The sequence below is a fragment of the Methanoculleus horonobensis genome (assembly GCF_001602375.1).
Lineage (GTDB): Archaea > Halobacteriota > Methanomicrobia > Methanomicrobiales > Methanoculleaceae > Methanoculleus > Methanoculleus horonobensis.
In genome coordinates, this window is sequence record NZ_BCNY01000011.1 from 164,422 (window position 1) to 179,355 (window position 14,934).

12 protein-coding genes are annotated in these 14,934 nt (G+C 41.0%); 9 read left to right on the forward strand and 3 right to left on the reverse strand.

Features of this window, described 5'->3' with window-relative positions:
- Positions 1-2 precede the first annotated feature (2 nt).
- A complete protein-coding gene (locus tag MCUHO_RS02935; protein ID WP_067073163.1) occupies positions 3-257 on the forward strand; it encodes a type II toxin-antitoxin system HicA family toxin in 255 nt (84 codons plus the stop codon).
- A gap of 324 nt (positions 258-581) precedes the next feature.
- Here the strand turns inward: MCUHO_RS02935 and MCUHO_RS02945 are convergent, their stop codons facing one another.
- The gene (locus MCUHO_RS02945; protein ID WP_067073234.1) at positions 582-794 is read right to left on the reverse strand and encodes a type II toxin-antitoxin system HicB family antitoxin; all 213 of its coding nucleotides are present in this window, start codon (positions 792-794) and stop codon (positions 582-584) included.
- Positions 795-973: 179 nt separating this feature from the next.
- On the opposite strand from MCUHO_RS02945, the gene MCUHO_RS02950 reads away from it, so the two are divergent.
- The 4 genes from MCUHO_RS02950 (at position 974) to MCUHO_RS02960 (ending at position 4,293) form a co-directional block, all read left to right on the forward strand.
- Positions 974-1,159, forward strand: coding sequence for a hypothetical protein (locus tag MCUHO_RS02950; RefSeq protein WP_067073165.1), 186 nt, complete (start codon positions 974-976; stop codon positions 1,157-1,159).
- 27 nt (positions 1,160-1,186) lie between these two features.
- Positions 1,187-1,366: a hypothetical protein gene (locus tag MCUHO_RS02955; RefSeq protein WP_067073167.1), complete on the forward strand. Its 180-nt coding sequence runs from the start codon at positions 1,187-1,189 to the stop codon at positions 1,364-1,366.
- Positions 1,367-1,800: 434 nt separating this feature from the next.
- Positions 1,801-2,868, forward strand: a complete 1,068-nt coding sequence (locus MCUHO_RS12560) for a hypothetical protein (protein ID WP_153019989.1) — start codon at positions 1,801-1,803, stop codon at positions 2,866-2,868.
- On the forward strand, positions 2,869-4,293 hold the full coding sequence (locus tag MCUHO_RS02960; protein WP_084385888.1) for a DGQHR domain-containing protein: 1,425 nt from the start codon (positions 2,869-2,871) through the stop codon (positions 4,291-4,293).
- Positions 4,294-4,335: 42 nt separating this feature from the next.
- On the opposite strand, the gene MCUHO_RS13140 is transcribed toward MCUHO_RS02960, so the two are convergent.
- A complete protein-coding gene (locus tag MCUHO_RS13140) occupies positions 4,336-4,857 on the reverse strand; it encodes an IS5 family transposase (RefSeq protein WP_161485874.1) in 522 nt (173 codons plus the stop codon).
- Positions 4,787-5,299: a transposase gene (locus MCUHO_RS13145; protein WP_153019993.1), complete on the reverse strand. Its 513-nt coding sequence runs from the start codon at positions 5,297-5,299 to the stop codon at positions 4,787-4,789. Before MCUHO_RS13145 ends, MCUHO_RS13140 begins: the two co-directional genes overlap by 71 nt.
- Positions 5,300-5,333: 34 nt before the next feature.
- Between MCUHO_RS13145 and MCUHO_RS12275 the strand changes: the two genes are divergently transcribed.
- Genes MCUHO_RS12275 through MCUHO_RS12570 form a run of 4 tightly spaced genes read left to right on the forward strand, consistent with a single transcriptional unit; the run spans position 5,334 to position 14,680 of the window.
- A complete protein-coding gene (locus MCUHO_RS12275; protein ID WP_084385889.1) occupies positions 5,334-8,618 on the forward strand; it encodes a helicase-related protein in 3,285 nt (1,094 codons plus the stop codon).
- The gene (locus MCUHO_RS12565; protein ID WP_153019991.1) at positions 8,611-10,554 is read left to right on the forward strand and encodes a DUF1998 domain-containing protein; all 1,944 of its coding nucleotides are present in this window, start codon (positions 8,611-8,613) and stop codon (positions 10,552-10,554) included. Before MCUHO_RS12275 ends, MCUHO_RS12565 begins: the two co-directional genes overlap by 8 nt.
- 26 nt (positions 10,555-10,580) lie before the next feature.
- Positions 10,581-11,354 carry a phospholipase D family protein gene (locus MCUHO_RS12280; RefSeq protein WP_161485875.1) on the forward strand — a complete coding sequence of 258 codons (774 nt, stop codon included), beginning with the start codon at positions 10,581-10,583 and terminating at the stop codon, positions 11,352-11,354.
- Positions 11,355-11,368: 14 nt separating this feature from the next.
- The gene (locus tag MCUHO_RS12570; protein WP_153019992.1) at positions 11,369-14,680 is read left to right on the forward strand and encodes a hypothetical protein; all 3,312 of its coding nucleotides are present in this window, start codon (positions 11,369-11,371) and stop codon (positions 14,678-14,680) included.
- Positions 14,681-14,934 lie beyond the last annotated feature (254 nt).

Genomic DNA, 14,934 nt, shown 5'->3' on the forward strand with positions numbered 1-14,934 from the left:
AGATGAGTGAGTTCCGACGGTTCAGGGGGTGTCTGACCGCTACCAGGATTCTAAAAAAGAAGGGGCCGGTGATCGAGGGGCTCATCCTCTACCGACCGCTACGTAGGGTGAAAGGGAGCCACCACCTCTTTTATCACCCGGAGACAAAGCGCCGGGCCGTCGTCCCGGTGCACGGGCGGGACCATCCGACCGGCACGCTTCTGGAGATCCTCAAGCAGGCCGGGATTGAGCGGGAGGAGATTAGAGATCTGTTGTAAAACTTCAACCTGTTATACAGGACAGGTTCAGCGCGGCCTGCGGCCAGCCGAGAAGGCCCTCTCAAAGATACCGGGCAAAATCCTCAGGATCGATCTTCGCCAGCTTCAGGACGCTGCGAAGTGTACCGATCTTCAGTTCGTTGTGCAGCGGGACAACTGTCCCTACCTCACACCTTGCGGTGCTCAAACTCCTTTCTTTCAGACAGTCGCACTTTCCCGTTGGGCGTCTCTTTTGAAAGGCGAACATGGCTCCCGGATTGCCCGCTTACGATGAATCCATACTGTTTCGAGAGTATCTTTATCACTGCCTCGCCTGAGATGGGTTTAAGCCCGGGCACCCTCGGCCACCTCGAACGTCGTGATGATCGGCCGCCTCCCGTCTTCCAGCGGGAATTCTTCTAAGTACAGTTCCGTAGCCTCTTTGAGGTTGGCCACCGCCTCTTCAACCGTCCTGCCCTGGCTGACGGTGCCGACCTCGGGGCACTCCGCGACGCACATATCCTCTTCCCTGTAAAGCACGGCCGTGAACGTCCTCATGATCTCACCGATAGAATAGCATCTCTCTTTGTCGTGATAATACTTGACCAACAGATCCTGGCCGGTTGTCTCGTCTGTTATGAGTGGGCACACGATGCCTCGGGGAAGAATGAACGATGAATGAACGATGAATGAACGATGAATGAACGATGAATGAGGCCGGAAGTGCTGGAAATGGAGTGAGGAAGATCTCTGATTTCCCGGTCCACCGGATGTTTGAGCGGGTGAAGGTCGACCTCGGCCGGTGCGACGTCTGCGGGACGGGGAAGGCGGTCTACCGCTCGCGGGAGGCGCAGGCGAAGGTCTGTGAGGGGTGTTATGCGAGGCTGGTGCGGGAGTGGAATAAGGGGGAGGGGGTGCGGTGACGGGCTCTCTTCAGGAGTCATCTTCAGATGGCGTGCAGTGCTGAAAAACCGCGCCGGAAGATACTTGCGATTCCGTATGCCAAGTGGAAGAAGATGGGGTTCTCCAAGGGGACACTATTTTACCTGAAGAAGAACGCGCGGGACGGTAAACCGTTCACGATGAACAAGCATGTGCGGGAGCGGCTGGAGCAGTGGAATATGCCGTAATATTCTGTTCCATACCTAGCTGTACAAAGGTTTTTAGTCCTATGTATGTTGACTATAGGGGATTGAATCACTCATCAGCCCCCTCTTTTAAGAAACGCTTCATTTCAGAGAAAGCAAATGTCGCTAATAATTTATATGTGCAAATGCTCATGGGTTTCTATGACTCAAAACAGCAAACAGACTAGACTTTATATCCCGCAATTTATTTGTATTCGGAATATTCGTAGTTTTTATAATATTTTTCCTCGCCTTTTTAGCAGGTCAGCCAAATTTTGGAATCGGGCTGACTGTTGGGTCAATACTTACAAAAATTGTTGATTACTATTTTGAAAAGCCTAAAGTAAAATGATTTTGTTGCCTAAAACGGGTGGGGATCCCCAACATAAATGGATCCACTTTATGTAGGATCCCATCATTCTTGTTTACGGAGATATATGTCTAAACATATCCTTCTCGTCGAGCCCGACTATTATTCTCAGTTTCCCCCCATTGGATTATTAAAGTTGTCCAGTTATCACAAAAATAAGGGGAATACCACCGAGTTAATCAGAGGGTGTAAATCCCCTGAAAAAAAACCGGACGCGATCTACATTACAAGTCTGTTCACATGGACTTGGAAACCCGTTTGGGATGCAGTAAAATATTACAAAATGTGCTTTCCTGATTCTGAAGTCTGGCTCGGGGGAATCTATGCATCAGTACTACCAGAACACGCACAGTTATCTGGAGCCGATCATATCTTCAGAGGTATTTTTCCTGAAGCAGAGGAGCTTCTGCCAGATTACAATTTAAGACCTAGTTGGGACGGTAGTATTATTTTCTCATCGAGAGGCTGCAATAGGAAGTGTGGGTTTTGTGCTGTACCACGAATTGAAGGGAAATTAAATTCAGCAAAACCCTCGATTAAAAAGTATGTTTGGCCGTCCCATACAAAAATAATCTTCTTTGACAACAATTTCCTCTGGAATCCGTACAAAGATCAAATATTCGAAGAACTTCGCGAAATTGGTCGATTAGTAGACTTTAACCAGGGATTAGACGCGAGACTGATAACCGATGAAATTGCTCAAAACCTGAGTACACTTCCATTAGATATGAAAGCCGGAGTAAGAATTGCTTATGATTCGGGAGAACAGAAGTCATCTGTTGAAGGAGCAATTCAGAGGCTACAAGAGAATGGAATATCAAAAAGGAAAGTTTTCGTGTATACATTGTTCAACTATAATGATAGCCCTGAAGAATTTTTAGAACGGGTTATAAATATTCTCAACTGGGGAGCCATCTGTTATCCGATGAGATATGAACCAGTATGCGCACTTGAAAAAAATCAATACATATCACCAAATTGGACAAAAGAGCAGTTAGAGGCTGTGCAAAAGGCTCGGCGTGTAATTGGGTTCAACGGTATTTTCCCACCCTATAAAGCTCTTATTAATAAATTTGAAAGTGCTGGGAATTTTGATGAAGCATTTGAATTGAGAGAACCAAAGGTGAACGAATAAATGATCTGTGCATGCTGTGGAATGGAAATTGTAGGGAAATCTTATGGACCATATCATGATGACCAATACTATTGCAAACGATGTTGGGATGACCCAAGTTTGTTCTTCGCAGACAAACCAGTCACTGTTTTACAAGACTTTTTACGAGAAGGTTCGAATCTTACAGTGGAAAATCTAAACCTCATTGAGGTTATCGACCAATATCGAAAACAATCGGTCAATCCGAAAAAAGGCCTCTTAAAAATTTGGGAACAGATACTTGGTAAATGTTTCATTGAAATACCCGTTATTCAAGCACACCAAATGAATATTACCCTTTATTTCGGAAAAATCAAGGCATATGAACTGTTACTATTATCCTCTGTGGATCAATGGACAGAGAGTGAATGCATTGGGTATCAGCGTGTTCAGTTCAAATCGAAGAGGAAAGAAATCAAGGATTACTTAAAGATGTGCCCGATCCCACTCGTTCCGGCTATCCTTGGAAGTATCAATGAAGGGGAATTTCTATCGACCAACGAACATTTCGGTACACTGAGATTTCCAGTTCTCCCTGGAGCAATCTCTTTGCTAGATGGTCAACAGCGGACAGGTGGTTTTGATGAACTGTTTTACGAATTCAAGGGATATCTTAAGAAAAACCCCTCGAATATAAAAACAGATATAATTGAGAAATACTTTGATTTGTTCAATTTCGAACTTCCAATTGTCTTCCTTGATTCTGCTGATATCGCAAAGAAAATTAACCTGATTGAAACGAATTCGAAACACGTGGAACCCTTGGACGTTGAAAGGGCCTTCTTTATAATTATCAACAAAACCCAGAAGGCTGTTAACGCATCGCTCAAAGATGAGCTAGCCTACAAAACAATAGAGGCCGGGATAAGAGGCATACCTGTTATCGAAAAAGACATGTGGAGAACAGAGATTATACCCATTGCAAACTATCTGAATGGGGAAAATGGCCCTCTAAATTGTCTTATTAACTTGGGGGGCATCCCGGGACTTAAGAAACCGATTCAACTGAATGGATTTGTTACTTCACTCAAAATGCTTTTTATCTCCAATGATTCCTTTAAAGAACTAGACGCAGAAACAAAAAGCAAATTTTTATGTGCGTATTGGGAGACAATCCGAGATTTATTCCCGGATGCATTCGACAGGCAACACTACGATAAATACCTGCTAACCAAATCAATTGGAATATATTCTTTGAACTATTTAGCAAATGACGTTTTCAACCAGTGCATCAGTAATGGACTAGACCCTTGCGATAAACAAACAATCGCGGGATATCTTTACCCACTCAAAGGGTTCGATTGGAGCGTAGAATCGTCTCCGTTTACTTATTTAGCAGGAAAAAAGGGAGTGAAAAAAGCAAAAGAAATGATGTCAGAGTTTATTTGTACCCACTCCCATGCTTAAAAGATGTGCTTTCACTAGTGGGCACCTCTATTCTTAATGAGGTCATCCCAATCTTCTCCCGATCATGACACTACATGCCAAGTGGATCAATCCCATGAATGAGCGTTCATATCGCTCGTAACGTGGAACGATCATCTTAAACGCCTCAATCCAACTGAAGAACCGCTCTATTGCACTGCGCATTTTATAGAGTTCTAGATCAAACCAGAATGGCCTCCCTCGTTTTGGATGTCTCCGGGATCTCCGGTTGACCGGGATATTGCTCTTGATTCCTCGTTTCCGGTTGTACTGGCGAATCTCTCGGGCATCATAGGCTGCATCTGCCGAGAGGATCGTGGGGTGATCCTGCACCTCCGGAATCTCAAATGCTTCGAGGATTGGTTCATAGAGCTGTGAACCATGGACATTGGCAGGTGAAACCGTGCAGACAAGCGGGAGACCGTTCCGATCGACCAGAGCACTCAGTTTGTTCCCATTTACCTTTTTATAGCCATCATAGCCAGTCGATTCCCCTTTTTGTTTGAATATCCTTGGTGTCCGTCGCACAGTGCGAGAGATCGACACGGAAACTGCCCTGCAGTTTCCTGTCAGGAAAATCTCTGATTTTCCGTGTTTTTCGGATCTCGTGCCCGGATTGGAGCAGGTCGAGGATGATCGCCTGGTACACTCCCTTCTCGCATAATTCAAGGTGGTACCGATGAACCGTTGATTTGGTGCCGTAGTTCGCCGGAACATCGTGCCAGGTGCAGCCGGTGGTCAGGACGTATAGGATGCCGTTGAACAACCCGCGGGGGTCACGCCGCGGTCGACCGATGTGCGGCTTTGTTGGAGGGAGGTATTTCCGGACAATCGCCCAGAGATCGTCGTCAATTTCCCGGAAGGCTATACCCCGGAGTATTATATAAGAGGCCTTATAGGTTTGGGACGACCTCTCTGTATGACCACGTTTTTCGCAGTATACCTTATCTCCAATGGTACATGTTCGATACGAATAAGTATCATTTATATATGTCGAAGAGGAGGTTTAAATACGTGAAACTATGGACGTCGCTTCAGAATATCGGTTTGCTGACAACCTTGTCCAATATATAGCAGCTAGAATGTCTGGAACCCACGATGATGATTCTATCATCAGTGAAAAGCCGAGTAAATATTTCATTCTCGGATGCCTTGCGGCCCAACGGCTTAGGGACCGTATTAATGAAGTTGATGAGCCCGATAACTATGATTCAGACAAAAAAGCTGCCTCAATTCGAGCTCAACAAAGCCGAGTGTCCTTATTATTAACTAAAAGCAGCATAACTGAAGAGTCTAGTCTTTCAATAACTGCTACAGGTCACGTATATTATAAGGTCCGGCCAGATCGCAATGAAGAGGAAACAACTCAGCGTTACCTCTGGAAGAAGTGTCCTTTCATTCATTCGTGCCATGTAAATGTACTACCTTTAGTTTCTCAAGCCGAGTGTCATCAGAACTCTTTCACCGAGCATTTTAACTTTGCCGAAACTATTGGCGTTATCAATAGCGATCCGTCAAAGAAAACCAGTGTTCCACTAGGGACTTGGCAAGCGGATATCTCTGTGCAAATAAATGAATACGATGAAGAACGGTTGATTATCACAATCACTTTTTGTAATAAAAGTGTGGAGCCAGAATCAGTGGACGACTTTGAGCGAACATTGTTTAATTGCCTGATCAAAGTCAAGCTAGATTCCCTTATCACGAGTGAGTTTCAAGATGAGTATCTTTACGAAGGGCATCACCAGAAGTACCATTACGATTTCCGTACGATTAATTGCCAAGCAAGTTGGATTTCAGAGGGTGAGTCCTTTATAACTCACCATTATGGTTATTTTGAACAAGAAAACGTTAGACCTAAAGAATCTACTAAGGGTATTACGTTTCAATTCAATGATTTAATTTGTGACGAAACAGCAGTTCCAATTCTGGATAACTTCTTACATGAGCTGGATCTAACATACAAGACATATAGAGACGCCTTTCCTGATGGTGTAGACGATCATGAATACAAGCCGCGGGAAGGGCATAAGGAGAGAACTTGGGGTGAACAACTACAGCAGATATCTCACTTTAAAGACCTTCTTGGACGTGTCAGTCAAGGAGTGAATTTAATCAAGTGTGACCCTAAAGCCAAAGAGGCATTTTATAAGACAAATCTGTCTTTTGATAATTATTACAGTAATAATGGCACCCCGGGAGCCGGTTGGCGAATATTTCAGTTGACCTTTATCCTTGCAAGCCTCCCTTCTGTTGTACAAGAAATTTATCTTGATACAGTTGATGTGCTACACGTCGATACTGGAGGAGGAAAATCTGAGGCCTATTTTGGGTTGGTGCTATTCACTGCATTTTATGATAGAATCAACAACAAGAAAGAGGGAGTTAGTGCTATTGTAAAGTTTCCTTTGAGAATGCTCTCAATTCAGCAACTAGAGAGATTGTCTAGCCTCATCATTCATGCAGATGCAGTCCGTGCGCAACATTCCCAAGTTTTCCCAGGAGAAGTATTCTCTCTTGGTTATTATGTTGGTAATCAAAGTGATGATTTTCCAAAGACCTACAAGGAGGTCAAGAAGAAGTTATATTCTGGGAAATCACTTTTAACGCCAGCTCCAGAATCACTGATTGTATCTAAGTGTCCCTTATGTGCAGCAGAACTGAATAGTAAAGTAAGACTAATTGACGACCCTGCACGAAGTAGAGTGATTCATAAGTGTGATCAGTGCAATAAGGAGTTCTATATCTACTTTAGCGACTACGAAATCTTCCGTTGGAGACCCACTGTTATAGTATCTACTGTCGATAAATGGGCCAGTTTGGCTCAGCAAAGGCGAGTTAGAGCTCTCCTTGGAGGTAGAGGCAGTCTATGCTCAGAGGGTCATGGGTTCATAATCTCGGGAAACAATTGTCAAACTAATAGTAAAGATGAAGCATTCCATTGTGAGCACATTGGTGAATCGCGTCCTAGTTCAGATGGGCCACGTTTGTCAATTCAAGATGAAATGCACTTACTACGAGAGGGATTCGGAACAATATCTTCTCATTTTGAAGGCCTCATCGAATCGATAGTCAAACATACGTCTGGTCGACAGTTGAAACATATCTCAATGAGTGCGACGTTAAATGGTACATCTGGTCAGATACAGGAATTATATCTGAAAAACACCTTTGTCATTCCGGGAAGGTGTCCTGAAGGTGTCGGTAGCAGTGATGATGTTTTCTTTGAGAGAAGAACCGGCCCAAAAAGGGTTATCTATGGGTTTAAGCCGAATCTAAGAGATAATCACTATGCGACATTGAGAACTTTACTTCACTATGCGGAATTCATAATCAACGCGCAGTCTAGCCTAAACACGGATCCAGATGGCTTCTGTGAAGAATACTTATTAGAGAGTGTTAACAGTGCGCAGGTATTGATAAAACAATTTATTATCCCCTTAACATATCATTTGAAAAAACAGGATGCATATGACATGCAGCGCCTACAAGATGCTGTGGTTGCAGAACCACTCACTCAGCATTATGGTGCAGGTGTCGAAGGTGTACCGTTAACAGGTGATGACTCTTTAGAGGAGTTAAAACAAACTATCGATGATATCAAGAGTTATGTTGCTGAGTATTCTCCCGACCTAATTGAAAATCATCAGTTCACTCTAAAGCCAATCTACTCAACGTCTGTTGTCTCTCACGGTGTAGACCTTGAAGAGTTAAATTTTATGGTGTTTCAAGGAATTCCGTATTCTACAGCTGAATACATCCAAGCTCTTTCAAGGGTTGGCAGGAAACATCTAGGGATTGTCCTTGTTTGGTTTTATCCAAATCGGGTTCGTGATGATAGTTTTTTCAGGAATTTTTCTCGATATCATGACACATTAGACCATCAAGTTAGACCAGTCCCCATAAATAGGTCCTCTCGATTGGGTGTATATCAGACATTAAACTCAATGTTTTGTGCAAGTGTGTTGACTTATATGTCAGATCTTAAAGGAAAGCCACTATATCAAAAGCGAGATATTGCTGACCTTACCCTAGAAGATAAAGAAAGAATTGTGCAATTTATGTATAATGCTTACGGCAGCAACGTTCTGGATGTAAACCTCCGAAAGGAGGTAGAAGAACGGATCAATGAAGTTGTTTTAGGTCAAGGTAGTAATTCTGACTTCTTCCCAAAATTACTAGCTAAAACGGGAGATCAACTATATAGAAATCAGTCTGGGATGAGAGGAATACAGAATAACTTGGGACTAGTTCTGGTTGAAGAAGATCGAAGATATTTGACAGAAAGGAGGGAATCAAATGAATAAATTTGAGCACTCTATCCCCGAAAGTAGCGCTTTCTTCCAGGGGCATATCGATCAGTACTTTTCTAAAAGTAAGATGAGTTATCAGGTCATTTTAAATTTTGAGGATCGAATTCAGGCCGATAACTTTAACGTCCCGAAATTCCGTCCAATCTTCTGTAGAATAATCAACAAATTCATTGCTTTAAGGGCTAGAGATGGTTGGGAGCAACATCAAATTCTTTCTGACCAACTCAAGTTACAAGCGGTAAAATTTGTAGATAATATAAAAGAAGAGATTTCAGGTTATTATAGGATTGAGTCGAGAACAGCAATTTGCAGAAAAAAATTACCTAATAATCAATATTGTAACCATTATTTCGAATTGGGTGAACCAAGAGGATGCGGGCATAACAGCACCGAACCTTTTAAACAAATTACATTTATCGCATACTGTGACGAATGTGGGAGAACGGCTCCACTCCATTGGATGACGAACCTTCGAAATAACTGTCCAACATGTCATGCAGAAAGAAGCCTAAATATTCTTCTCTGGGATAAATCGGACTCAATATCTACATACAAAGTAAAATGTACTCAATGTGGTCACGAAGCAAAGTTGTACTTCATATCTTGCGATCATTATATCAGAAATTCACAGAAAACGTTGTCCATCAAACCACGAAGACGATTCAAAGGTGTTGCAATAAGGGCTTCAACAATAATTCATCCTCTTGTGTATTCTATTCCAGATATTCCTAATGGAGAGGAAATTGATAATTCCGGGAGGCGGAATACACAAGGGAGAAATTTTTCAGAAGCTTTTCACGCATTATTCCCTGAATTCGAGGGAGAACACCACCTTTTTTTGCCCGAATTTAGGGCTAATGTGATCAATACTGAGGAATTCTGGGTTTTATCAAGAATCATCACTTCATGTGATGATTTAAATTTAGACGTTCAGATAAAAACCCAATGGTCACAAACCCAATTTATAAATTTAATGAAAACTGTAATAAAAACCGCTAACCACCTTATCGATGCGGGAGGTGATTCAGCTACGGTTATAGCGCGATATGGCATTAATTTAATAGAACGTGCTTTAACCAATACGAATGATATAGATTTTGATGAAAACGACTTACAGGGAATATACTTAGGTATGCATCCATCCAGTGGGCAGAATGCTGATTCACCATTACTCCCAAAAAAACAGCTCATACCAAACTTAAAACCAAATGACTATCCCCAGTTTCTAAAGAGGTTTGGATTAAAGGAGATAATGCATATTGCGAATTTCAACATGGTTCAAGCCGTTCTAGGAACGATTAAAGGTTCGACACGGCGAGAACCTCTTCTTTTTGATCCAGTTTTCACAGGAGTTGGCGATTCCAGAAGACCGACAGTATTTGTAAGGGAATTTTTAACGGAAGGAATTCTTTTCCATCTCGATTATGGCAAAATTTTGGAGTGGGCTGAAGCAAACAAAATGTACATCGATGAGAGTCTTCAAACTGATCTTAATGACAATAATGAGGAGACTCGATATCGATCTTTAATAACTTATAACAATGAATTTAAAGACGCTGTTTACACTCTGTTGCATACATATTCTCACATGTTAATTCAGCAATCAACTATAAATACAGGATTAGATATCCAAAGTCTTGCGGAGATTGTTTATCCAAAAAGTGCATCATTTTTCATATACTCAACAAGTAGCATTAACATTGGCGGACTTGAAGACACATATCACTATCATCTTGAAGATTGGCTTCATAGAACCGTCGACCTCGCTTTGGATTGCCCACAAGATCCGGCATGTATGATCCATGAGGGCGGTTCCTGTAACGCTTGTAGTTATCTCCCGGAGTTTGTGTGTGAGAACTTCAACCAAAACCTTGATCGATCAGCCTTAATCGGAGGACCCAGGTACACTCGTGGGTATCTTTCGCAATGATTAATCCTAGTGTTCATAAAAGGATCATGGAGTATATCCAATCATACCTATCAGAACATGATACTGCTACGATAGAAGATTTGCTACGTAATTACCATAAGTCAGCTCCAATAAGCGAGTTCGAATTAAAGCGAGTAATAACCACAGGAATTGAGGAGGGGTACCTAAAAGCTGAAAAAAGTGCTGCAGATAAGTACAGCACTTTAATATCTCAAATTAAAACCTATCAACCAGAGGAGTTACTAAACTCAGTTGTCGTTGTAATCTCGAAGCCTAGACTACGTGAACTTAGCTTATCTGGAATTGAGTATCGTAATCAGTTTATTGAAACTACCGAGTGTTTTCAACAAGTTATTTCATCTGCAAATTATACATTACGAATATGTTCACCTTTTTTACAAAAGGATGTAATTCAGGAGGATGCATATCCTGAATTAGAGCACCACCTATCGGAGGCGCTGCTTAGGGGTGTAAAGGTTCGAATATTAACTCGAGAACTTATTGAAAGGCGATATGCTGAAGTGTCCTGGATAAAAGAACTCGCCAGAGCATTAGAGTTAGAGAATAGTGTCACAATTGTTGATTACCATCATATCTCTGATACTGGAAAAGTGATTTCAAGTACGCACGCCAAGATGCTAATTGCCGACAGTGATGTTGCGTACATCGGAAGTGCAGAGTTAAGACGTAATAGTCTAATTGCCAACTTCGAAGTCGGATGTTTACTTTCTGGCCCCGTCGTATTTGGGGTTTGTGAAGTGTTTGATTCTATGTATTCTAACGGACGCGTTGTTCTATGAATAAGCTACGCTCGATGGAATATATTGACAAGGATCATACCGAAGAAATATTAAATATCGAGAATAATAGGCTATCTTCAACATTATCTCCGTTCTCGTTGGAAATTATTAACGCAGTTTTTACTCATCAAATCACAGTGATACTGTCCCAAGGCTCACTGAATATCACACCTCTAGTCGCATGTTTATACGCATATAATCAGAATCATGATGTACTAATAGGCATACCGAAAGCGAGATTTGATGAAGTTTATAAAGGATACACTCGAACTTATTTTTCACTAACATATCGAAAAGCCATTAACAACATCCTTTCTAATCCCTTCTTTTTCTATACAGACATGTTTTGGTGTAAAGGAAGGGTTGATGCTTCAAACAATGTTTTAACGAATATCGACATCGAGACCAACCCAACTTATGGTAGAAGAGATTTCAAGGAGAGATACAACAGTTTAATGAAACAAAAACTAGTTAATGGTCTAACTAATCAAAATCCGATTTTACTGAATATACCAATTGAAACTTCTCTCCCCTCAAACATCATTGGAGAAAGTAAGATCACTTTCTTAATGACTGAATATAAGTCACTTAATTATGACCCCCACCTAATTATTTTTGAATCAATTAACGAAAGACAATTTGAATTCGAACACTTACTAGGAATTTCTGAAAACATTAGAATCTCAGGCAAGAAGTTGTTACTCCATTTTTCTTGGCCATATCTGCATGGATTAAATTCATTTATAGGCAAATTAAGGGAAACTTATCAGGATAACATTGCAGTGTTTCATTTCGGAAAACGACTTTGCTTTGAACTGAAGGAGACGCTTAATAAGCCTCCAGAATCGCTTTTACATCTCTCACTAGAGGGGAACCAGTGGGATAGTGTATACTACCCAGATGAAAGCACATTACCTTCGATAGAAGTCTACTTGCCTTATGTAGAACAGATTAGCAAAGATTGCGATACTGTTAGTATTGCTGACATGACGTGGCCATTTGACGAGGTTTTGCGGGATATATGGCGAATGAGTATAACTGAAGATGCATTTTCGAACGTGGTAAAGAATATCTTGAAATTCCCTCCTGTGATAGATGCATTTCTTCACCCATCTGAGCTCAAAGTTAAGAGTTACATTGAAGCCATACACTCTTGGAGATATATCCCGATAAAGGAATATTTACTAGATCAAACATCCATCGATGAAAATCATGTTCTCCCCGTTTATGGCATCTTTTCAGATTTAGACTCCTGTAAAGATTTCTCTCGTTACCTCCGTGGCCTTCATACCAACGCTTCACCAAGTAAAAAAACGCTCTTTCAGATGCTTCTTTTTGAATATCTTCAAAATAGCATAAATCAACTGGTCAATACTAGTAATGATTCAGATCTACAAAGTTCTTTAACCAAATTTATTATTGCAAGGACCCATCCATATTTTGAAACTCGTAGAGGTATCTTCGATTCGATCCAATATTTCTTCTCAGGGATAAGTACAATATTAAGCCATGATGCATTACCAAGAGCAGTAAGAAAAGGAAAGAAAATCTATGTAAAGATCCATACAAAAGAGTTTGAAGTATTTAATGGGAAAAGACTGATTGTTGATAGATTTTCTTTTGAGCAAGTATTAACCCAATATCTAAGATTACCATTGGAAGTATCTCAAAACGTTAGAGGTGAGTCGCTAACCCTTTTAGTTTCGGTTAAACTGTGTGAACGTTATATTAAACTCGGAAGAACCTCTCGTGGAATGGAGGCAAAGAAACAATTTCTTGACAGACTCTATATCTACAGGTTAGATGTTGAACCAGATGGTAGTTTCTCTGAGTTTATCCTTTCAAACATCGCTGTAAAATCCAATATCTATTCCAACAAATTTGAAGTGTCTCTTGACGTAAGCGTGAATGGTCCGGGTTGTACAAAGCAGGCAACGGTCGCTATGCAATTTTCACATCAGGACTTATCGAGTTTAAGTAGATTAAACAAAGATACGATACAACAATCTATTTTACTGGTTCCAGGGCCTGTTCCATTTCAAACGATTACAGATAGTGGCATCATCATTACCAAAGGATATGCATCATTGCTACTACCATTCAAAAAAACAATTCTCTTTTCGTACCCAGGAATCAATTTTAAACGCATATCCCGACAAATATGGGTGCTTGAACAACTATATAAGGAAGAGTTAACTGACGTATCCAGAAGAGATCTTTCATACTCCCTTCAGCAAACCCATAAATGCCACATAATTGAACTACCAACGTTACGTGAGCAATCTGATGGATCCCTTGACCAGTTAATTAATGGGGATACGCCCTTTGACGCTGCAGTAAGGGAAGAGTTGACCAATGAATGCACTGCACGTGATGATGATGAAAAACAAGAGATCAGCACTCTAAAAGATATTTGGCAGAAATTGAAAGCGGATTCAGCGCAAAAAGGGTTGCCATCACCTCAAAGCAGGCCATTTTATTCGAATTGCGATCTGTTGCCGATTCGTGTTCGATTTGAAAACGGCACTGTGGAACAAATTGCCTTTTCAAGAGGTACACTCATTCGAAGGAAAATCAATGGTAAGTATCTACTTTGCCCCATTGAGGATCTTAACATCGGTGACGAAATCCTGTGCGTTGAAACAAGTGATAAAATGAGTATTGATAATTATGTGCTGAAAGACTATTTCGATGACCAAGATTTGTCAATGGAGCAGATTTTAGAACCATTTACTTGCCTTAAACTCTTTTATCATGCTCTACATTCAATAAATCTACAACAATCTTGTTCCATTTCCGAACTGAGAAACCTCTACTGGCTCCCGGACAAAGATAAAGAAGTATTAATCAGAACGATTTCCTCTTCTTTAAATCAATATGTTGAGGATAACCAGGAGAATAACTTTGAAAGCAATAATTTTTGGTATCCAGTTATTTCGATGGACGAGCTAAAGAAAGTATTTGGTAAGAATGGCAATCGAATAACTTACTCAAAAACATTTCGGATAGCAAAAAGATTAGGTATTTCTATTGCAGAGAATACCTTTAATCAATACTGTTCTCTAGCATTAAATGAAGAAAATCATTATTTCTTCAAAAACTCAAAGGATTTACTTGCTCTCGGTCGATTAATGAAACATACTGAAATCTGCAATGATTATGAGACAATCAATGATATGGGTCGAAAAGTTGGCAGGATCTTACAAATAATCGGTCAGAGCATTTCAAGAGTGACTAGTGGGAACTCAGAATTACTTAACGAATTGGATATCGGGATTGAGAAAGTAATTAAGAAATGCATAATTATCGACAAAATTGATTCATGAATAGCCGTTAAATTCCCCGATGCAGTAACAAAAGATACTATTTCCGAAATTTGTCCCGCGATGGTTATGCTCAAGCAAGACAAGATCGACCACGCGAGACCCCCAAATCAAAAAAATCCGGCGAAACCTAGACCCCCGGCACCAACTCCTCCAACCCCGCGATCACCCGGACAAAGTGAGTATCCGTGATAATAGGATATATTGCGCTATTTGTTTGAGGATAACCATGTAAGCCCCTTTGTAGGCTTTACTTC

Bases quoted from the DNA above. Each gene is read 5' to 3' on its own strand.
- MCUHO_RS02935 (WP_067073163.1), top strand. From the start codon at position 3: ATGAGTGAGTTCCGACGGTTCAGGGGGTGTCTGACCGCTACCAGGATT.
- MCUHO_RS02945 (WP_067073234.1), bottom strand. From the start codon at position 794: ATGAGGACGTTCACGGCCGTGCTTTACAGGGAAGAGGATATGTGCGTC.
- MCUHO_RS02955 (WP_067073167.1), top strand. From the start codon at position 1,187: ATGGCGTGCAGTGCTGAAAAACCGCGCCGGAAGATACTTGCGATTCCG.
- MCUHO_RS12560 (WP_153019989.1), top strand. From the start codon at position 1,801: ATGTCTAAACATATCCTTCTCGTCGAGCCCGACTATTATTCTCAGTTT.
- MCUHO_RS02960 (WP_084385888.1), top strand. From the start codon at position 2,869: ATGATCTGTGCATGCTGTGGAATGGAAATTGTAGGGAAATCTTATGGA.
- MCUHO_RS12275 (WP_084385889.1), top strand. From the start codon at position 5,334: ATGGACGTCGCTTCAGAATATCGGTTTGCTGACAACCTTGTCCAATAT.
- MCUHO_RS12565 (WP_153019991.1), top strand. From the start codon at position 8,611: ATGAATAAATTTGAGCACTCTATCCCCGAAAGTAGCGCTTTCTTCCAG.
- MCUHO_RS12280 (WP_161485875.1), top strand. From the start codon at position 10,581: ATGGAGTATATCCAATCATACCTATCAGAACATGATACTGCTACGATA.
- MCUHO_RS12570 (WP_153019992.1), top strand. From the start codon at position 11,369: ATGGAATATATTGACAAGGATCATACCGAAGAAATATTAAATATCGAG.